The following is a 20,575-nucleotide window of genomic DNA, read 5'->3' as shown; positions in this document are numbered from 1 at the left end:
CCCCATGCCAAAGCGCCTGCAGGCGCAGCGGCAGAGGCAAGAGAGAATCGCTGTGCTGGCCGAATATTTGCCGTCTCTGCTGTTTCTGATCGTTGCCACCGGTATCGGCATTACGCTGATGCTGGTTGGTCGATTCCTCGGTCCCCGCCGCCCCGATCTGGAAAAGCTGTCGCCGTACGAGTGCGGCTTCGAGGCCTTCGAAGACGCGCGCATGAAGTTCGACGTGCGCTACTACCTGATCGCGATCCAGTTCATCGTCTTCGACCTGGAAATCATCTTCATCGTGCCGTGGACCCAGGTCTTCATGGAACTGGGCGCCCGTTCGCTCATCACCATGGGCCTGTTCGTCGGCATGCTGTTCCTCGGTTTCATTTACGTCTGGAAGAAGGGAGCGCTGGAATGGGAGTGATTCAGACTCTCGATGGCCTCATGAACAACCCGTCGCCGGAAGGCCGGGTTGATGACATCCTGCGGCCGGAAGGCGACAACCCGCTGCTGGAAAAGGGCTTCGTCACCACCAGCGTCGACGCACTGCTGAACTGGGCGCGCACCGGCTCGATGTGGCCGATGACCTTCGGCCTGGCCTGCTGCGCGGTCGAGATGATGCACGCCGGCGCCGCGCGCCTGGACCTTGACCGCTACGGCGTGGTGTTCCGCCCGTCGCCGCGTCAGTCCGACGTGATGATCGTGGCCGGTACCCTGGTCAACAAGATGGCCCCGGCGCTGCGCAAGGTCTACGACCAGATGCCGGACCCGAAGTGGGTCATCTCGATGGGTAGCTGCGCCAACGGCGGTGGCTATTACCACTACTCCTATTCTGTCGTGCGCGGCTGTGATCGCGTGGTGCCGGTGGACGTCTACGTCCCGGGCTGCCCGCCGACCGCCGAGGCGCTGGTGTACGGGATCCTGCAGCTGCAGAAGAAGATCTGGCGTACACAGACCATCGCCCGCTGACCCCTTCACCTGACAAGAGCGCGCCAAGCCCCCATGGCAGAGCAAGCATCCTTCATCGACCGACTCTCCGCACGTTTCGCAGGTGCGAAGGTCATCGTGGTCGAACCCCGCGGCGAAGTGACGCTGGAAGTGCCTGCCGCCGAGTGGCACGCCACCGCCCTGGCGCTGCGTGACGAGTTTGGTTTCGAGCAGGCCGTGGATCTCTGCGGCGTCGACTACCTCGGTTATGGCTCCGACGAATGGGACACCGCCGACGTGTCCTCGCAGGGCTTCAGCCGTGGCGTCGAAGGCAAGGCCCAGGGCCGTTTCGCGTGGGGCGAGTTCCCCACCGAGGAAAACGGTGCCGACGGTGCCCGCCCGCAGCACATGCCGACCCAGCGTTTCGCCGTGGTCGCCCAGCTGCGTTCGTACCAGCACAACCTGATGATGCACCTGCGCTGCTTCGCCCCTGACGAAGCACTGCCGGTGGTGTCCTCGCTGACCGGCATCTGGCCGGGCCTGAACTGGTTCGAGCGCGAAGCGTTCGACCTGTACGGCGTGATCTTCGAAGGCCACCCGGACCTGCGCCGGATCCTGACCGACTACGGTTTCGTCGGCCATCCGTTCCGCAAGGACTTCCCGCTGATCGGCAATGTCGAAGTCCGCTACGACGAAGAAAAGAAGCGCGTGATCTACGAACCGGTCACCTCGGTGGAGCCGCGCGTCGGCGTGCCGCGCGTGATCCGCGACGACGCCCGTCTGCAGACCGCAGAAGGTGAGCGCGCGCAGGAGGCAGTGAAGTGAGCCACGTACACCAGGCCGGCGAAGCATTCGCCAGCAACGCCGCCGAAAGCCGGCAGGAAATCCGCAACTACACCATGAACTTCGGCCCGCAGCATCCGGCCGCTCACGGTGTGCTGCGCCTGATCCTGGAAATGGACGGCGAGACCATCATGCGCGCCGACCCGCACGTGGGTCTGCTGCACCGTGGTACCGAGAAGCTGGCCGAGTCCAAGCCGTTCAACCAGTCGATCGGCTACATGGATCGCCTGGACTACGTGTCGATGATGTGCAACGAGCACGCCTACGTGCGCGCGATCGAGACCCTGATGGGCATCGAGGCGCCGGAGCGTGCGCAGTACATCCGCACCATGTACGACGAAATCACCCGCATCCTCAACCACCTGATGTGGCTGGGTTCCAACGCGCTCGACCTGGGTGCGATGGCGGTGATGCTGTACGCCTTCCGCGAGCGCGAAGAGCTGATGGACTGCTACGAAGCGGTCTCCGGCGCGCGCATGCACGCGGCGTACTACCGTCCGGGCGGTGTCTACCGCGACCTGCCGGACCACATGCCGAAGTACAAGGAATCGCGCTGGCACAAGGGCAAGGCGCTGAAGCAGCTCAATGCTTCGCGCGAAGGCTCGCTGCTGGACTTCCTGGAGAACTTCACCGTCGAGTTCCCCAAGCGCATCGACGAATACGAAACCCTGCTGACCGACAACCGTATCTGGAAGCAGCGTACCGTCGGCATCGGCGTGGTCACTCCGGAACTGGCCCACCAGTGGGGCATGACCGGCGTGATGCTGCGCGGCTCGGGCATCGCCTGGGACCTGCGCAAGAAGCGTCCGTACGCCAAGTACGATGCCGTCGATTTCGACATCCCGCTGGGCAAGGAAGGCGACTGCTACGACCGCTACCTGGTCCGCGTTGCCGAAATGCGCGAGTCCAACCGCATCATCAAGCAGTGCGTGGCGTGGCTGAAGGCCAACCCCGGCCCGGTCATGGTCAAGAACTTCAAGGTCGCTCCGCCCAAGCGCGAGGACATGAAGGACGACATGGAAGCGCTGATCCACCACTTCAAGCTGTTCAGCGAAGGCTATTGCGTGCCGGCCGGCGAAACCTACGCGGCAGTGGAAGCGCCCAAGGGCGAGTTCGGCTGCTACCTGGTCTCCGATGGCGCCAACAAGCCCTTCCGCGTGCACCTGCGCGCACCGGGCTTCGCCCACCTGTCCTCGATCGATTCGATCGTGCGCGGCCACATGCTGGCCGACGTGGTGGCGATGATCGGTACCTACGACCTGGTGTTCGGCGAGGTTGACCGGTAATGCCGTCCGCCACGCCAACGCCCGCTGCAGGCAGCCGGCGCAAGCCGGCGCCGCAGTTTCTGGAATTTCACGTTATGCATTTCGCTGAGGTCGGCCGATGAAGGCGACAGGTAATTTCGAGGCGGCGCGCGACGTCGACCCGATGGTGGTGCTGAGCGACAAGACCCGCGCTCACATCGATCACTGGCTGTCCAAGTTCCCGCCGGACCGCAAGCGCTCTGCCGTGCTGCAGGGCCTGCATGCGGCCCAGGAGCAGAACGAGGGTTGGCTGACCGACGAGCTGATCGCCGGCGTGGCCAAGTACCTTGATCTGCCGCCGGTGTGGGCCTACGAGGTCGCCAGCTTCTACTCGATGTTCGAGACCGAGAAGGTGGGCCGCAACAACGTGGCCATCTGCACCAACATCAGCTGCTGGCTCAATGGCGCCGAGGACATCGTCCGCCATTGCGAGAAGAAGCTGGGCATCAAGCACGGTGAATCGACCCCGGACGGTCGCGTCTACCTCAAGCGCGAGGAAGAGTGCCTGGCCGGCTGCGGTGGCGCGCCGATGATGGTCATCAACGGTCACTACCATGAGCGTCTGACCCTGGAAAAGGTCGACGAGCTGCTGGACGGGCTGGAGTAAGGGCATGGCACATCACCACGAATCCAAGGGTCCGGTCGGCCCCGCGCCGCTGCCGCACCAGGTGGTCTACACCACCTTGCATTACGACACCCCGTGGTCGTACGAAAGCTACCTGAAGACCGGTGGCTACGCCGCCCTGCGCAAGATCCTCGAAGAGAAGATCCCGCCGGAGCAGGTCATCGAGATGGTCAAGGCCTCGGGCCTGCGCGGCCGCGGTGGCGCGGGCTTCCCGACCGGCCTGAAGTGGTCCTTCATGCCCAAGGGCAACATGCAGAAGTACATCCTCTGCAACTCGGACGAATCCGAGCCGGGCACCTGCAAGGACCGCGACATCCTGCGCTACAACCCGCATTCGGTGGTGGAAGGCATGGCGATCGCCTGCTACGCCACCGGTTCGACAGTGGGTTACAACTACCTGCGCGGTGAGTTCCATCACGAGCCGTTCGAGCACTTCGAGCAGGCCCTGGCCGACGCCTATGCAAATGGCTGGCTGGGCAAGAACGTGATGGGCTCGGGCGTGGACATCGACATCTACGGTGCGCTGGGCGCCGGCGCGTACATCTGCGGCGAAGAAACCGCCCTGATGGAATCGCTGGAAGGCAAGAAGGGCCAGCCGCGCTACAAGCCGCCGTTCCCGGCCAACTTCGGCCTGTACGGCAAGCCGTCGACGATCAACAACACCGAAACCTACGGTTCGGTGCCGGCGATCATCCGCAACGGTCCGGAGTGGTTCAAGGGCCTGAGCCTGACCGCCAACGGCGGTCCGAAGTGCTTCTCGGTGTCCGGCTGCGTGCAGAACGGCGGCAACTTCGAAGTGCCGCTCGGCACCAAATTCCACGACCTGCTGGAAATGGCCGGTGGCCTGCGTCCGGGCCGCACGCTGAAGGGCGCGATCCCGGGCGGCGTGTCGATGCCAGTGCTGACCGCGGCCGAGCTGAAGGACCTGCCGATGGACTACGACACCATCCGTGCGCTGGGCTCCGGCCTGGGTTCGGGTGCGATCGTGGTGCTCGACGACAGCGTCTGCTGCGTCAAGTTCGCCTGCCGCATCAGCCAGTTCTTCCACAAGGAATCGTGCGGCCAGTGCACCCCGTGCCGTGAAGGCACCGGCTGGATGCACCGCGTGCTGGAGCGCATCGTCGCCGGCAAGGCCACGATGGAAGACCTGCACCAGCTGAAGGCGGTGGCCGGCCAGATCGAAGGCCACACCATCTGTGCGTTCGGTGAAGCGGCTGCATGGCCCATCCAGGGCTTCCTGCGCCAGTTCTGGGACGAATTCGAGTACTACATCGTCAACGGTCATTCGATGGTTGACGGCAAGAAGGTGGAGGCAGCCGCCGCATGAGCGCGCAACCCGTAAACCCGAACGTGCCACCGGACCACGTGACCATCGAGATCGATGGCAAGTCGCTGGTCGTGCCCAAGGGTTCGATGATCATCCAGGCGGCCGACAAGGCCGGCATTTCGATTCCGCGCTTCTGCTACCACGAGAAGCTGCCGATCGCCGCCAACTGCCGCATGTGCCTGGTGGACGTGGAAAAGTCGCCGAAGCCGGCGCCGGCCTGCGCCACCCCGGTGATGGATGGCATGAAGGTCGCCACCCGCAGCGAGAAGGCACTGAAGTTCCAGCGCTCGGTGATGGAGTTCCTGCTCATCAACCACCCGCTGGACTGCCCGATCTGCGATCAGGGCGGCGAGTGCGAGCTGCAGGACGTGTCGCTGGGCTATGGCCGTTCGGTCAGCCGCTTCAACGAGCGCAAGCGCGTGGTGCCGGACGAGGATATGGGCCCTCTGGTCGCCACCGAGATGACCCGTTGCATCCAGTGCACCCGCTGCGTCCGCTTCACCGCCGACGTTGCCGGTACCTATGAACTGGGTGGCATGTACCGTGGTGAGAACCTGCAGATCGGTACCTTCGACGGCAAGCCGCTGACCACCGAGCTGTCCGGCAACGTCGTCGACGTCTGCCCGGTCGGCGCGCTGACCAACAAGGTGTTCCAGTTCCGCGCCCGCCCGTGGGAACTGACCGCGCGCGAATCGCTGGGTTACCACGACGCGATGGGTTCGAACCTGTTCCTGCACGTGCGTCGCGGCGAAGTGCTGCGCACCGTGCCGCGCGACAACGAAGCCGTGAACGAGTGCTGGCTGTCCGACCGTGACCGCTACTCGCACCAGGGCCTGTACAGCGAAGACCGTGCGGTCAAGCCGCTGCGCAAGGTCAATGGCGAGTGGAAGGAAGTGAGCTGGGCCGAAGGCCTGGCCGCGGCCGCCGAGATCCTCAAGGCCAACCAGGGCGACAACCTGGGCGTGCTGGTGCACCCGTCGACCTCGAACGAGGAAGGCGCGCTGCTGGCCCGCCTGGCCAAGGGCCTGGGCTCGAGCAACATCGACCACCGCATCAACAACCGCGATTTCTCCGACGCTGCAACCGCCGAAGTGTTCGGCCTGCCGCTGGCTGAGATCGAAGGCGCTGACCGCATCGTCGTTCTGGGCAGCAACATCCGCCACGAACTGCCGCTGCTGCACGCCCGCCTGCGCAAGGCGCAGACCACCAACGGCGCGAAGATCCACGTCGTCAACCCGGTGGACTTCGACTTCGCCTTCAGCATCGCCGGCAAGCAGATCGTCGCGCCGTCGAAGTTCGTCGACGCGCTGGCCAACGCCGAGCTGCGTTCGGCGGTGCAGGGCGGCAACAACACCGTGCTGATCGTCGGTGGCATTGCCGAAAACCACCCGCAGGCTGCCGCGATCCGCGCTGCCGCGCGTGACTTCGCTGCCGCCACCGGTGCCAAGCTGTGCCGCATCCCGCAGGGCGCCAACGCCGTTGGCCTGACCCGCGCCGGCGTGCTGCCGGCCGGCAAGGACGTCGCCGCGATGCTGGCGCAGCCGCGCCAGGCCTACGTGGTGTACGGCCTGGAGCCGGGCCTGGACTTCGCCGACGCTCCCGCCGCGCGCAAGGCGCTGGCCGGTGCCCAGGTGGTGGCCTTCAGCCAGTTCGCCTGTGCTTCGACCCGCGACGTCGCCGACGTGATCCTGCCGATCGGCGCGCTGCCGGAAATCGACGCCACCCTGACCAACCTCGATGGTCGCGAGCAGTCGGCCCGCGCCGGCGGCAAGCTGCCGGGCGAGGCCCGTGAAGGCTGGCGCGTGCTGCGCGCCCTGGGCGGCGACCTGGCTGTGGCCGGTTTCGACTTCACCGACCTGGCCGGCCTGCGCGCCAGCCTGGCCCCGGTGTCGGTCACCGTTGCCGCCTCGGCACAGCCGGCGGTTGCCGGCGAAGGCCTGGAAGTGGCTTCGACCGCCGCGATCTACCGCACCGATGCGGTGGTCCGTCGCGCCCCGGCGTTGCAGTCGCATCCGCTCAACAACGCCCCGCGCATCGTGCTGAACGCTGAAGATGCCGCTCGCCTGCAGCTGCAGGAAGGGCAGATGGCCAAGGTCGGCACCGATGCCGGCAAGGCCACCCTGCCGGTGGTGGTCGACGCCCGCGTCGCTGCGGGTTCGGTCTGGATTGAATCGGGCCACGGCGCGACCGCGCCGCTGGGTGCCGCTCGCGTAACGGTGGTGGCTGCATGAACGAATTGCTGTTGAACGCGGTCGACCCGCTGCACCAGTGGCTGCTTGGCCTCGGTGACATCGGCGCGCTGATCTGGATCATCCTGAAGATCCTGGTGATCACCGTGCCGGTGATCATCTCGGTGGCCTTCTACGTGGTCTGGGAACGCAAGCTGATCGGCTGGATGCACGTCCGCCACGGCCCGATGTACGTGGGCATGGGCATCTTCCAGGCCTTCGCCGACGTCTTCAAGCTGCTGTTCAAGGAAGTGGTCCAGCCAAGCAGCGCCAACAAGGCGATCTACCTGCTGGCCCCGCTGATCACGCTGGCCCCGGCCTTTGCGGCCTGGTCGGTGGTGCCCTTCGATTCGCAGATCGTGCTGTCCAATGCCAACGCCGGCCTGCTGTACCTGCTGGCGATGACCTCGCTGGGCATCTACGGCATCATCCTGGCCGGTTGGGCGTCCAACTCGAAGTATGCGTTCCTGGGTGCGATGCGCGCCTCGGCGCAGATGATCAGCTACGAAATCGCCATGGGCTTCGCCCTGGTCGGCGTGATGATCGCGTCGGGCAGCTTGAACCTGAGCAACATCGTGATGGCGCAGGCCGGCAGCTCCGGCTTCTTCGACTGGTTCCTGCTGCCGCTGTTCCCGCTGTTCGTCATCTACTGGGTGTCGGGCGTGGCTGAAACCAACCGCGCGCCGTTCGACGTCGTGGAAGGCGAATCGGAAATCGTCGCCGGCCACATGGTCGAATACTCCGGCGGTGCATTCGCCCTGTTCTTCCTGGCCGAATACGCGAACATGATCCTGATCAGCTTCCTGATCTCGATCTTCTTCCTCGGCGGCTGGCTGAGCCCGGTGCAGGGCTGGGTCAACTTCGGCGACGTCTCGCCGCTGGTCGACTGGATCTGGAAGGGGGGGGCGCCGTGGCTGTTCGTCAAGGTGTTCTTCTTCGCCAGTGCCTACATCTGGTTCCGTGCCAGCTTCCCGCGCTTCCGCTATGACCAGATCATGCGCCTGGGCTGGAAGGTCTTCATTCCGCTGGCCATTCTGTGGATCGCGGTTACCGCCGTCATGGTGTTCTTCGGCGTGATTCAAAAGGGCGTCTAAAGTGATGAACAGGATTACCCATTACTTCAAGAGCCTGCTGCTGCTCGAACTGCTGGCCGGTCTCTGGCTGACGCTGAAGTACAGCTTCAAGCCGAAGTACACGATGATGTACCCGATGGAGAAGTTCCCGCAGTCGCCGCGCTTCCGTGGCCTGCACGCTCTGCGCCGTTATCCCAACGGTGAAGAGCGCTGCATCGCCTGCAAGCTGTGCGAAGCGGTGTGCCCGGCGCTGGCCATCACCATCGACTCGGCCAAGCGCGAAGACGGCACCCGCCGTACCACGCGCTACGACATCGACCTGTTCAAGTGCATCTTCTGTGGCTTCTGCGAAGAAAGCTGCCCGGTGGACTCGATCGTCGAAACCCACATCCTCGAGTACCACTTCGAGAATCGTGGCGAAAACATCGTTACCAAGCCGCAGCTGCTGGCCCTGGGCGACCGTCTCGAAAACGAGATCGCCGAGCGTCGCGCCGCCGATGCCGCTTACCGCTGAGGTCGAGAGATGGATTGGGTAAATATCGCTTTCTGGGTGTTCGCCATCGCGGCAACGGTTTCGGCCGGTGCGGTGATCAGCGTGCGCAACCCGGTTCACGCCGTGCTCTGCCTGGTGCTGACCTTCTTCTCCATCGCCTGCGTGTGGCTGCTGGTGGGCGCCGAGTTCCTCGGCGTGGCGCTGGTGCTGGTCTACGTCGGCGCAGTGATGGTGCTGTTCCTGTTCGTGGTGATGATGCTGGACATCGACCCCACCAAGCTGCGTGAGGGCTGGGTGCGCTACCTGCCGGTCGGCCTCATCGTCGCGGTGGCGATGCTGGCGCAGATGCTGATCCTGATCGGCGTCAAGGCCCGCTCGGTCACGCCGTTCCCGGCCGACAACGCTGCAGCGGTCGCCGCCGACAGCTCCAACGTCACCTGGCTGGCGCGCACGCTGTTCACCGAGTACCTGCTGCCGTTCGAGTTCGCCGCCGTCATCCTGACCGTGGCCGTGGTTGCCGCGGTGATGCTGACCCTGCGCCGCCGTACCGGCGTGAAGAGCCAGAACCCGGGTGAGCAGACCATGGTCAAGGCCGGCCAGCGCCTGCGCATGGTGAAGATGGGCGCCGAAGCACCGGTCGTGCACAGCAACAGCAAGCCGGCCGCCGGCGAGGAGACCCAGCCGTGATTACCCTTGGCCACATGCTTGCGCTCGGCGCGGTGCTGTTCGCCATCAGCCTGGCCGGCATCTTCCTCAACCGGAAGAACGTCATCGTCCTGCTGATGTCGATCGAACTGATGCTGCTGTCGGTGAACATCAATTTCGTCGGCTTCTCGCGTCAGCTGGGCGATCCGTCCGGCCAGCTGTTCGTGTTCTTCATCCTGACCGTCGCCGCCGCGGAAGCCGCCATCGGCCTGGCGATCCTGGTGACCCTGTTCCGTACCCGCCGCACGATCAATGTCGGCGAAGTCGATTCGTTGAAGGGCTGATCCACAGATGGAAATCACTCTCTCCAAGAGTCTGTTGATCGCAGTGGTGCTTGCACCGCTGTTCGGCAGCATCATCGCCGGCCTGTTCGGTCGCCAGGTCAAGCGCTTCGGCGCGCAGACCATCACCATCCTCGGCGTCGCGGTTGCCTGTGGCCTGTCGATGTACACGCTCTACCAGCTGCTGTGGGGCGGGGCGCAGCCGTTCAACCAGAACATCTACACGTTCTTCGAAGTCGGCCAGTACTCGGCCCACGTCGGTTTCATGGTCGACAAGCTGACCGCGATGATGATGGTGGTGGTGACCTTCGTGTCGCTGCTGGTCCACATCTACACGATCGGCTACATGCAGGACGATCCGGGCTACCAGCGGTTCTTCAGCTACATCTCGCTGTTCACCTTCTCGATGCTCACCCTGGTGATGAGCAACAACTTCCTGCAGCTGTTCTTCGGCTGGGAAGCGGTGGGCCTGGTGTCGTACCTGCTGATCGGGTTCTGGTTCAAGCGCCCGACCGCGATCTTCGCCAACATGAAGGCGTTCCTGGTCAACCGCGTCGGTGACTTCGGCTTCCTGCTGGGCATCGCCGGCGTGCTGTGGGTGTTCGGCACCCTGGACTACTCGCAGGTGTTCTCGCAGGCCGGCATGCTGGCTGACCCGCGCGCCCAGCTGCAGATCTGGGACGGCACGATCCTGGGCATGCAGCTGCTGAACGAGCCGGTGATCTGGTCGATCGCCACCGTCATGTGCATCTGCCTGTTCATCGGTGCCATGGGCAAGTCGGCCCAGGTCCCGCTGCACGTGTGGCTGCCGGATTCGATGGAAGGCCCGACCCCGATCTCGGCACTGATCCACGCCGCGACGATGGTGACCGCCGGTATCTTCATGGTCACCCGCATGTCGCCGCTGTTCGAGCTGTCGCAGACCGCGCTGAACTTCGTGCTGTTCATCGGTGCCACCACCGCGTTCTTCACCGGCCTGATCGGCATCGTGCAGAACGACATCAAGCGCGTGGTCGCGTACTCGACCCTGTCGCAGCTGGGCTATATGACCGTCGCCCTGGGCGTGTCGGCCTATTCGGCCGCCGTGTTCCACCTGATGACGCATGCGTTCTTCAAGGCCCTGCTGTTCCTGGGCGCCGGCTCGGTCATCATCGCGATGCACCACGAGCAGGACATGCGCAAGATGGGCGGCCTGCGCAAGTACATGCCGATCACCTTCATCACCATGTGGATCGGTACCCTGGCGCTGGTCGGTACGCCGTTCTTCTCCGGCTTCTACTCGAAGGACACCATCATCGAGGCCGCCGAGCTGCACGCGCACCTGTCCAACAACTGGGTGGCCACCTATGGCTACTGGGCGGTGCTGGGTGGCGTGATCGTCACCAGCTTCTACAGCTTCCGCCTGCTGTTCCTGACCTTCCACGGCAAGGAGCGTTTCCGCGACGCGCATCATGACGATCATGGTCACGGCCATGACGATCACCACGCCGCCGACGCCCACCACGGCGATGCGCATCACGACGACCACGGCCATGGCCACGGTCCGCACGAGCCGCACGAAACCCCGTGGGTGGTGACCCTGCCGCTGATCCTGCTGGCCATCCCGTCGATCGCCATCGGTTTCTTCAGCATCGGTCCGATGCTGTACGGCACCGACTGGGCCGGCAACCATGCGCACGATGCCATCAAGGGCCAGGCGCATACGTTCTTCACCGGCGTGGTCGACTTCTACGATCCGGCCAAGAACACCATCGGTTTCCTGGGTGAAGAGTTCCACGGCCCGGTCGCCTTCGCGCTGCACGGCATGATGGCTCCGGCGTTCATGCTGACCGTTGCGGGCTTCCTGCTGGCCGCGCTGTTCTACCTGTGGAAGCCGGACCTGTCGGGCAAGGCTCGCAAGACCTTCGCTCCGCTGGTGTCGGTGCTGGAAAACAAGTACGGCTTCGACAAGCTGTGGATCGATGGCTTTGCCGGTGGCAGCGTCAAGCTGGGCAAGGTCTCGCGCTGGATCGACAGCAACATCGTCGACGGCGTGGTCAATCTCTCGGCACGTGTTGTGGACGTCGCAGCCGGCGTGCTGCGTCGTACCCAATCCGGTTTCCTCTATCACTACGCCTTCGCGATGATCATCGGCCTGATTGCCCTGCTGGGCGTGCTGATGCATTACCTGCGTTGATGACCTGTACGGAATAAGAAGACGTGTCGAACTGGCCTCTACTCAGTGTCCTCATCTGGCTGCCGATCCTCGGTGGCGCCCTGATCCTTGCGATCCGTGATGCGCAGACCGCCCGCTGGGCGTCGCTGGGCGTAGCGGTGCTGACGTTCGTGGCGAGCCTCTCGCTGCTGAGCGGCTACAACGCGGGCATCGACGGTCTGCAGTTCGTCGAGACCCATGCCTGGATCCCGGCGTACAAGATCGGCTACAACCTGGGCGTGGACGGCATTGCCGTGGCGCTGATCCTGCTGACCACCCTGGTCAGCGTGCTTGCCCTGATCGGCGCCTGGAGCGCCATCGACAAGCGCGTGAACCAGTACGTGGCGGCCTTCCTGATCCTGGAAGGCGTCACGGTCGGTATCTTCTCGGCCACGGACGCGATGCTGTTCTACGTGTTCTTCGAGGCGATGCTGATCCCGATGTTCCTGATCATCGGTGTCTGGGGTGGCCCGCGCCGCATCTACGCCGCGCTGAAGTTCTTCCTGTACACCTTCCTCGGCTCGGTGCTGATGCTGGTGGCGCTGATCTACCTGTACCTGAAGGGCGGCAGCTTCCAGCTGGCCGACCTGTACGCGCTGCCGCTGTCGGCCAAGGAACAGACCTGGATCTTCTTCGCCTTCCTGATCGCCTTCGCGGTCAAGGTGCCGATGTTCCCGGTCCACACCTGGCTGCCGGATGCCCACGTGGAAGCACCGACCGCCGGTTCGGTGATCCTGGCCGCCATCGCCCTGAAGATCGGTGGCTACGGCTTCCTGCGCTTCAACCTGCCGATCGTCCCGGACGCATCGCAGGAATGGGCCTGGCTGGTGATCGCGCTGTCGCTGATCGCGGTGATCTACGTCGGCCTGGTCGCCCTGGTTCAGGACGACATGAAGAAGCTGATCGCCTATTCGTCGATCGCGCACATGGGCTTCGTCACCCTGGGCACCTTCATCGCCCTGTGGCTGGTGCGTGAAGCCGGTAACGCCGATGCCGCCCGCCTGGGCCTGCAGGGCGCCATGGTGCAGATGATCTCGCACGGCTTCGTGTCCGGCGCGATGTTCTCCTGCGTCGGCGTGCTGTACGACCGCATGCACAGCCGCCGCATCGCCGATTACGGCGGCGTGGTCAACGTGATGCCGTGGTTTGCCACCTTCGCCATGCTGTTCTTCATGGCCAACGCGGGCCTGCCGGGTACCAGCGGTTTCGTTGGCGAGTTCATGGTCATCCTGTCGGCCTTCCAGCGTAATCCGTGGATCGCACTGGGCGCGGCCACCACCCTGATCATCGGCGCCGCCTACACCCTGTGGCTGTACAAGCGCATCTTCTTCGGTGAAGTGGCCAACAGCCATGTTGCCGAACTGAAGGACATCAACGGCCGCGAATGGCTGGTGCTGGGCGTGTTCGCCATTGGCGTGCTGGCGCTGGGCATCTATCCCAAGCCGCTGACCGACCTGATGGAGCCCTCGATCGCGAAGCTGGCGATGCAGATCGCATCCAGCAAGCTGCTGTAATTCCAGGATTTGATGATGACCACCTCGCCGCTGCTGCCATTGACCGCCGCTGACCTGCCACCGCTCGCTCCCGAGCTGGTGCTGATCGGCAGCGCCTTCGCCCTGATGATCCTCGACCTGTTCGTCAGCAACCGGAACAAGATCGTCACCCACCTGTTCTCGCTCGCTGCGCTGGCCGTGGTGCTGTTCATGCTGGCCACCGGCGTGGGCGGGCAGGGGGAGGTCTTCCATGGCATGTTCGTGCGCGATACCGCCGCGGACGTGATGAAGACCGGGATTGTGCTGCTCAGCGGCCTGACCCTGATCTACGGCTGGCGCTACCTGCGTGACCGCAACCTGTTCCAGGGCGAGATCCCGGTGCTGATCCTGTTCGGCACCGCCGGCATGATGATCCTGGTCTCGGCCGGCAGCCTGCTGATGGTCTACCTGGGCCTGGAACTGCTGGCGCTGTGCTCCTACGCTCTGGTCGCCAGCAACCGCGAAAACGGCCTGGCCTCGGAAGCGGCGATGAAGTACATCGTGCTGGGTTCGCTGGCGTCCGGCCTGCTGCTGTACGGCATGTCGCTGATCTACGGCGCCACCGGCAGCCTGCACCTGGACGTCATCCGCGAGGCCATCCCGCACTCCGAAGAGCGCGTGCTGCTGATCACCGGTGCGGTGTTCATGATTGCCGGCGTCGCCTTCAAGCTGGGTGCCGCGCCGTTCCACATGTGGCTGCCGGACGTGTACCAGGGTGCCCCGGCACCGATCGCACTGTTCATCAGCTCGGCGCCGAAGCTGGCCGCCTTTGGCATGGCGTACCGCCTGCTGGAAATGGGCGTGGGCCCGCTGTCGACCGAACTGCAGCTGCTGATCGCCGGCCTGGCCGCGGTCTCGCTGGTCATCGGCAACCTGATGGCCATCGCGCAGAGCAACCTCAAGCGCATGCTGGCGTTCTCCACCGTCTCGCACATCGGCTTCCTGCTGATGGGCATCGCAGGTGGCGGTTCGCAGGGCTATGCCGCCGCACTGTTCTACGCACTGGCCTACGCCATCATGTCGACCGCCGCCTTCGGTGCGATCATCGCGCTGTCGCGTGCCGGCTTCGAAGCCGAGAACATCGAAGACTTCAAGGGCCTGAATGCCCGCAACCCGTGGATGGCCGGCCTGGTGCTGTGCATCATGGCGTCGCTGGCCGGCATCCCGCCGTTCCTGGGCTTCTGGACCAAGCTGGCGGTGCTGGGCGCGGCCGTCAACGGCGGCCTGCTGTGGCTGGCCATCCTCGGCGTGCTGTGCGCCGTGGTCGGCTGCTTCTACTACCTGCGTGTCATCAAGGTCATGTACTTCGATGAGCCGGTGGGCGAGGCCATGCCGCGCAGCAACGACCGCGTGCTGGGCGTGGTGCTGGGCGTGAACGCGCTGGCACTGCTGGCCCTGGGCCTGGCCTGGAACCCGATCATGGTCTGGTGCCAGCAGGCATTTGCGCATCTTGCATAAAAGTTGACACAAAGCTGCGCGATTCGTGTAATATGCGCAGCCTGAGTTGTCACTGCAGCGGTTCAGCCAGAACATCGTTGCGGTAGCCCTCCTCGAAAGAGCAGGGCAGCAGTTCAAACACTTCCGGTGCGGGGTGGAGCAGTCTGGCAGCTCGTCGGGCTCATAACCCGAAGGTCGCAGGTTCAAATCCTGCCCCCGCTACCAACTTCATATCGGCGCCAACCGGTTTGATGAATGAGGGAAGGCTTGCATGTTTTGAAGCATTCGCTCATAATTCCGCTTCTGATGCGGGGTGGAGCAGTCTGGCAGCTCGTCGGGCTCATAACCCGAAGGTCGCAGGTTCAAATCCTGCCCCCGCTACCAAGTAAAGAAATCGCCTTCGAAGTTCTGCTTCGAAGGCGTTTTTCTTTGGGGTCTGCGTCGTTTCTGCGTGATTGGGGTCAGGTCCCTTTTCCCGTGGAAAAGGGACCTGACCCCGGGTCCGCACCTTGCACCAGCGCGGTGCAGTCGCTATCATCAGCGGCCTAGCAGTACCCCTGAAGGCGGCCTCCCAGCGGGAGTCCGGACCCGGAAGGAGGGCCGCAACCGGCAGGCAATGCAGGTTGCAACCGGAATCCAGTCACCGGAGTCTTTCCGGAAAAGGGGCCCAACGGGCCCTTTGTCGTTTCCGGGGCGTCATGTTTCCACGCCGGCCAAGGCCGGCACCCAACCATAGAGATCAAGGCAGGCTGTGAGCGACAAGGCAACCGACATCGCGAATCTGCTCGCCCCGACCGTTGTGTCGCTGGGCCTGGAGCTGCTGGGCGTTGAGTATCTGCCGGCCCCCGGCGGTGCGACCCTGCGCCTTTACATCGACGTGCCGCTGGCTGAACAGCCCGAGCGCATCATCAATGTCGACGACTGCGAGCGCGTCAGCCGCGAAGTGTCGGCGCAGATGGACGTCGAAGACCCGATCAGCGGCAACTACACGCTGGAAGTGTCTTCGCCGGGCGTCGACCGTCCGCTGTTCAACCTGGAGCAGTTCGGCCGTCACCTCGGCGAAATGGCCAAGGTCACGCTGAAGCTGCCGCAGGACAACCGTCGTCGCCTGCAGGGCCGCATCGAAGCGATCGACGAGGCCGCGGACACCATCACCTTCATCGTCGACAAGGCCGAAGTGGTCGTGTCGGCCGACAACATCGACAAGGCACGGATCATGCCCGACTGGGTGGCGCTGGGGCTGGCCCCGAGCAAGCCGACCGGTCCGGCACCGAAGCGTCCGAAGCCGAACAAGAATTCTTCTTCCAACGAGCCGGCGGCAAAGAAGCCGCGCGCGGAGTGAGCCAATGAGCAAGGAACTGTTGCTGGTAGTCGACGCAGTCGCCAACGAGAAGGGCGTGCCGCGTGAAGTGATCTTCGATGCCATCGAGGCCGCCCTGGCCTCGGCAGCGAAGAAGCGCTATCCCGACGAGGAAGTGCTGACCCGCGTGGTCATCGACCACAAGGACGGCAGCTACGAAACCTTCCGCCGCTGGGAAGTGGTGGCCGATGACGTGGTCATGGAATCGCCGGACCGTCAGATCCGCCTGATGGACGCCGTCGATGAAGCCGAAGGCGTGGACGTCGGCGACTACATCGAAGAGCAGATCGAGAACCCGGACTTCGGCCGCATTGCTGCCCAGGCCGCCAAGCAGGTCATCGTCCAGCGCGTGCGCGAAGCCGAGCGCCAGCAGGTCGTGGATGCGTGGAAGGATCGCGTGGGTGAGCTGATCACCGGCGTGGTCAAGCGCGCCGAGCGCGGCAACATCTATGTCGACCTCGGTGGCAACGCCGAAGGCTTCATCCCGAAGGACAAGGGCATTCCGCGCGACGTGCTGCGCGCCGGTGACCGTGTGCGCGGCTACCTGGCCGAAGTGCGCTCGGAGCCGCGTGGCCCGCAGCTGTTCATCAGCCGCGCCGCCCCGGAATTCATGATCGAGCTGTTCAAGCTGGAAGTGCCGGAAGTCGGCCAGGGCCTGGTGGAAATCAAGGCCTGCGCCCGCGATCCGGGCGACCGCGCCAAGATCGCCGTGCTGGCCCACGACCAGCGCACCGATCCGATCGGTGCCTGCATCGGCATGCGCGGTTCGCGCGTGCAGGCCGTGTCCAACGAGCTCAATGGCGAGCGCGTGGACATCGTGCTGTGGAACGACAACCCGGCCAACTTCGTCATCAACGCGATGGCGCCGGCCGAAGTGCAGTCGATCATCGTCGATGAAGACAAGCATTCGATGGACCTGGCTGTTGCTGAAGACCGCCTGGCCCAGGCGATCGGCAAGGGCGGCCAGAACGTGCGTCTGGCCAGCCGCCTGACCGGCTGGCAGCTCAACGTGATGACCCAGGACCAGGTCACCGCCAAGTCGGAAGCCGAGCAGGCTTCGGCCCGCCAGCTGTTCATGGACAAGCTGGAAGTGGACGAGGAAATCGCCGGCATCCTGGTCAGCGAAGGCTTCGGCACCGTCGAGGAAATCGCCTATGTCCCGGTCGGCGAACTGCTGGCCGTGGAAGGTTTCGACGAGGACATCGTCGAAGAGCTGCGCGCCCGTGCCCGCGATGCGCTGCTCAATGAGGCCCTGGCAGTCGAGGAAGGCCTTGAAGACGGCCAGCCGGCGCAGGACCTGCTGTCCCTGAAGGGCATGGACGAAGCCACCGCATATGCGCTGGCCGGCCACGGCGTGCGTACCAGCGAGGACCTGTCCGACCTGGCCGCCGACGAGGTCATGGACTTCGGCATCGAAGGACTGGATCAGGCGCGCGCCGCTGCGCTGATCCTGGCCGCCCGTGCCGAGGAGATCGCCCGACTGGAACGCGGCGAATGAGCCGGCAATGAACAGGGCCCTGAGCCGCTCAGGGCGTAGAATCCGCGCCACCTCCAGATGCGGGGGGGCGCCCACAAGATCATAGGATCCGAATGTCGCAGCAAACCACCATCCGCAAGCTTGCCGAACTGGTCAACACGCCGGTCGAAAAACTGCTGGAACAGCTGGCCGGTGCCGGCATGAAGTTCAGCGGTCCCGACCAGGTCGTGACCAGCTCCGAGAAGGTAAAGCTCCTGGGCTTCCTTCGTCGTTCGCATGGCAAGCCCGAGCAGGCCCCGGAAGAGACCGATCAGTCTGCAAAGAAGATCACGCTCAACCGCCGGAAGCAGCAGGAAGTGACGGTCAATTCCGGTCGCAGCAAGACGACCGTGAATGTCGAGGTGCGCCAGAAGCGCACCTACGTCAAGGATGGTGCTCGCGCCATGACCCCGGACGAAGAGCGCGCCGACATCCTGCGCAAGCTGGAAGAGTCGCGTGCCCGCAACCTTGCCGAACAGCAGGCCCTGGCCGAGAAGGATCGTCTGCGCGACGAGGCCATCGTCCGCGCCCGTGAGGAGGAGGTTGCCGCCAAGGAGCGTGCCGAAGCCGAGAAGAAGGCGGCCGAGGAAGCTGCGGCTGCCGCCAAGGCGGCCGAGGCGCTGGCTGCCAGCAAGCCCAAGCGTGCTCCGATCGACGAAACCGCGCCGCGTCCGCCGCGCGCCCCGGCCGCAGCCCCGGCTGCACCGCGTGGTGCTCCGCCGCCGCCGCGCAGCGACGACCGCAACAACCGCAGCGCGCCGCGCAACGAGCGTGGCCCGGGCGATCGCTTCGCCGGCCAGATGCACCTGTCGGCTGCCGACCGTGCGCGTCGTGGCAACAGCAACAACAGCAATTCCCGTGGACGTCCGGGTGGTCGCAACCAGTCCGGTGGCCGTCGCGACATGTCGCGTGGTGGCAACAATGCCGGTCCGCACGCCTTCGAGCGTCCGACCGCACCGGTGGTGCGTGAAGTGGCGATCGGCGACACGATCACCGTGGCCGACCTGGCGCAGAAGCTCGCGCTGAAGGGCGGCGAGGTGGTCAAGGCGCTGTTCAAGATGGGCGTGATGGCCACCATCACCCAGTCCATCGACCATGACACCGCCGCGCTGGTGACCGAAGAACTCGGCCACAAGGCGATCCGTGCCAACGACAACGACGCCGAAGACGCACTGCTGGCCTCGACCGGTGAAAACCAGGGCGAAGCCACCCAGCGTCCGCCGGTGGTCACCATCATGGGTCACGTCGACCACGGCAAGACCTCGCTGCTGGATTACATCCGCCGTACCAAGGTCGCCACCGGCGAAGCTGGCGGCATCACCCAGCACATCGGCGCTTACCACGTCGATACGCCGAAGGGCGTGATCAGCTTCCTGGATACCCCGGGCCATGCTGCCTTCACCTCGATGCGTGCGCGCGGTGCCAAGCTGACCGATATCGTGGTGCTGGTCGTGGCCGCCGATGACGGTGTCATGCCGCAGACCAAGGAAGCGATCCAACACGCCCGTTCGGCGGGTGTGCCGCTGATCGTGGCGATCAACAAGATCGACAAGTCCGATGCCGATCCGATGCGGGTCAAGAACGAACTGCTGTCCGAGCAGGTCGTGGCCGAAGACTTCGGTGGTGACACCCAGATGGTGGAGATCTCGGCCAAGACCGGCCTGGGCATCGACGACCTGCTGGACGCCATCTCGATCCAGGCCGAACTGCTGGAACTGAAGGCCGTCGACGAAGGCCGCGCCTCGGGCGTGGTGATCGAATCGTCGCTGGACAAGGGCCGCGGCCCGGTCGCGACCGTGCTGGTGCAGCAGGGCCGCCTGAAGAAGGGCGACTACCTGGTGTGTGGCATCCAGTACGGCCGCGTGCGTGCGCTGTTCGACGAGACCGGCAAGCAGCCGGAGTTCGCTGGCCCGTCCATCCCGGTGCAGGTCCTGGGCCTGTCCGGCGTGCCGGAAGCCGGTGACGACTTCGTGGTGGTCGAGGACGAGCGCCTGGCCAAGGACGTTGCCCAGCAGCGTGAGACCAAGCGCCGTGAGTCGCGCCTGGTCGCCACCGCGGGCAGCCGCATGGAAGACATCATGGCGACCCTGGGCAAGGGCGAGGGCCAGCAGGTCCTCAACCTGGTCATCAAGGCCGACGTGCAGGGCTCGGTGCAGGCGCTGAGCCAGGCACTGGTCGCGCTGTCCAACGAAGATATCCGCATCAACGTGATCCACTCCGGCGTGGGCGGCATCACCGAGTCGGACGCCAACTCGGCGGCCGCTTCGAAGGCCACCGTCATCGGCTTCAACGTGCGTGCGGACGCTTCGGCCCGTCGCATCATCGAATCCAACGGCGTGGACCTGCGTTACTTCTCGATCATCTATGACGTGATCGACCAGGTGAAGCAGGTGGCCTCCGGTCTGTTGGGCGTGGAGATCCGCGAAGAGATCATCGGTATCGCCGAGGTCCGCGACGTCTTCCGCAGCTCCAAGCTGGGCGCCGTCGCCGGCTCGATGGTCATCGAGGGCGTGGTCAAGCGCAACAAGCCGATCCGCGTGCTGCGCGACAGCGTGGTGATCTTCGAGGGCGAGCTGGAATCGCTGCGTCGCTTCAAGGAGAACGTCGAGGAAGTCCGCAACGGTACCGAATGCGGTATCGCGGTGAAGGCCTACAACGACGTCAAGCCGGGTGACCAGATCGAGTGCTTCGAGCGTATCGAAGTGCCGCGCACCCTGTAATGCTGCGTGGCGGCCCGACCAACGG

17 protein-coding genes and 2 tRNA genes are annotated in these 20,575 nt (G+C 64.7%); all 19 read left to right on the top strand.

Annotation, left to right across the window (positions count from 1 at the left end; translation table 11 throughout):
* Positions 1-52: 52 nt before the first annotated feature.
* The 19 genes from DFO63_RS05465 (at position 53) to infB (ending at position 20,550) form a co-directional block, all read left to right on the top strand.
* Complete coding sequence (locus DFO63_RS05465) at positions 53-409, top strand: NADH-quinone oxidoreductase subunit A (protein WP_008265012.1); 357 nt, start codon at positions 53-55, stop codon at positions 407-409.
* Positions 400-954, top strand: a complete 555-nt coding sequence (locus DFO63_RS05460) for an NADH-quinone oxidoreductase subunit B (protein ID WP_005417936.1) — start codon at positions 400-402, stop codon at positions 952-954. Before DFO63_RS05465 ends, DFO63_RS05460 begins: the two co-directional genes overlap by 10 nt.
* 33 nt (positions 955-987) lie before the next feature.
* On the top strand, positions 988-1,737 hold the full coding sequence (locus DFO63_RS05455) for an NADH-quinone oxidoreductase subunit C (RefSeq protein ID WP_005410462.1): 750 nt from the start codon (positions 988-990) through the stop codon (positions 1,735-1,737).
* Positions 1,734-3,041 (top strand): NADH-quinone oxidoreductase subunit D, encoded by a 1,308-nt coding sequence (locus DFO63_RS05450; RefSeq protein WP_006458796.1) that lies wholly within the window; start codon positions 1,734-1,736, stop codon positions 3,039-3,041. Before DFO63_RS05455 ends, DFO63_RS05450 begins: the two co-directional genes overlap by 4 nt.
* A 97-nt stretch (positions 3,042-3,138) precedes the next feature.
* On the top strand, positions 3,139-3,666 hold the full coding sequence (gene nuoE, locus DFO63_RS05445) for an NADH-quinone oxidoreductase subunit NuoE (RefSeq protein ID WP_006381132.1): 528 nt from the start codon (positions 3,139-3,141) through the stop codon (positions 3,664-3,666).
* A 4-nt stretch (positions 3,667-3,670) separates the two neighbouring features.
* Positions 3,671-5,011, top strand: a complete 1,341-nt coding sequence (gene nuoF, locus DFO63_RS05440; protein WP_005410459.1) for an NADH-quinone oxidoreductase subunit NuoF — start codon at positions 3,671-3,673, stop codon at positions 5,009-5,011.
* The gene (gene nuoG, locus DFO63_RS05435; protein ID WP_101765855.1) at positions 5,008-7,242 is read left to right on the top strand and encodes an NADH-quinone oxidoreductase subunit NuoG; all 2,235 of its coding nucleotides are present in this window, start codon (positions 5,008-5,010) and stop codon (positions 7,240-7,242) included. The genes nuoF and nuoG overlap by 4 nt, the downstream gene beginning before the upstream one ends.
* On the top strand, positions 7,239-8,333 hold the full coding sequence (gene nuoH / locus DFO63_RS05430; RefSeq protein WP_006458641.1) for an NADH-quinone oxidoreductase subunit NuoH: 1,095 nt from the start codon (positions 7,239-7,241) through the stop codon (positions 8,331-8,333). Before nuoG ends, nuoH begins: the two co-directional genes overlap by 4 nt.
* A gap of 4 nt (positions 8,334-8,337) precedes the next feature.
* A complete protein-coding gene (gene nuoI / locus DFO63_RS05425; protein WP_005410456.1) occupies positions 8,338-8,826 on the top strand; it encodes an NADH-quinone oxidoreductase subunit NuoI in 489 nt (162 codons plus the stop codon).
* 9 nt (positions 8,827-8,835) lie between these two features.
* On the top strand, positions 8,836-9,492 hold the full coding sequence (locus DFO63_RS05420; RefSeq protein ID WP_075677133.1) for an NADH-quinone oxidoreductase subunit J: 657 nt from the start codon (positions 8,836-8,838) through the stop codon (positions 9,490-9,492).
* Positions 9,489-9,794 carry an NADH-quinone oxidoreductase subunit NuoK gene (nuoK, locus tag DFO63_RS05415; RefSeq protein ID WP_005410454.1) on the top strand — a complete coding sequence of 102 codons (306 nt, stop codon included), beginning with the start codon at positions 9,489-9,491 and terminating at the stop codon, positions 9,792-9,794. Before DFO63_RS05420 ends, nuoK begins: the two co-directional genes overlap by 4 nt.
* 7 nt (positions 9,795-9,801) lie before the next feature.
* Entirely contained in the window at positions 9,802-11,967 is a 2,166-nt protein-coding gene (gene nuoL, locus DFO63_RS05410) for an NADH-quinone oxidoreductase subunit L (RefSeq protein WP_119006565.1), read from the top strand.
* Between the two features lie 23 nt (positions 11,968-11,990).
* Positions 11,991-13,499: an NADH-quinone oxidoreductase subunit M gene (locus DFO63_RS05405; RefSeq protein ID WP_008268294.1), complete on the top strand. Its 1,509-nt coding sequence runs from the start codon at positions 11,991-11,993 to the stop codon at positions 13,497-13,499.
* A gap of 15 nt (positions 13,500-13,514) precedes the next feature.
* Positions 13,515-14,975 (top strand): NADH-quinone oxidoreductase subunit NuoN, encoded by a 1,461-nt coding sequence (nuoN, locus tag DFO63_RS05400; protein WP_119006564.1) that lies wholly within the window; start codon positions 13,515-13,517, stop codon positions 14,973-14,975.
* Positions 14,976-15,102: 127 nt separating this feature from the next.
* Positions 15,103-15,179, top strand: a tRNA-Met gene (locus tag DFO63_RS05395).
* An 82-nt stretch (positions 15,180-15,261) separates the two neighbouring features.
* Positions 15,262-15,338, top strand: a tRNA-Met gene (locus DFO63_RS05390).
* Between the two features lie 367 nt (positions 15,339-15,705).
* Entirely contained in the window at positions 15,706-16,296 is a 591-nt protein-coding gene (gene rimP / locus DFO63_RS05385; protein ID WP_049401227.1) for a ribosome maturation factor RimP, read from the top strand.
* A 4-nt stretch (positions 16,297-16,300) separates the two neighbouring features.
* Positions 16,301-17,812, top strand: a complete 1,512-nt coding sequence (gene nusA / locus DFO63_RS05380; protein WP_005410449.1) for a transcription termination factor NusA — start codon at positions 16,301-16,303, stop codon at positions 17,810-17,812.
* A gap of 92 nt (positions 17,813-17,904) precedes the next feature.
* Positions 17,905-20,550, top strand: coding sequence for a translation initiation factor IF-2 (gene infB, locus DFO63_RS05375; RefSeq protein ID WP_075677143.1), 2,646 nt, complete (start codon positions 17,905-17,907; stop codon positions 20,548-20,550).
* The last annotated feature ends 25 nt before the right edge of the window (positions 20,551-20,575 follow it).

The sequence above is a fragment of the Stenotrophomonas sp. AG209 genome, from assembly GCF_003550055.1.
Classification (GTDB): Bacteria; Pseudomonadota; Gammaproteobacteria; order Xanthomonadales; family Xanthomonadaceae; genus Stenotrophomonas.
Note: the sequence above shows the minus strand (reverse complement) of the source record. Positions and strands in the feature narration are given on the sequence as shown.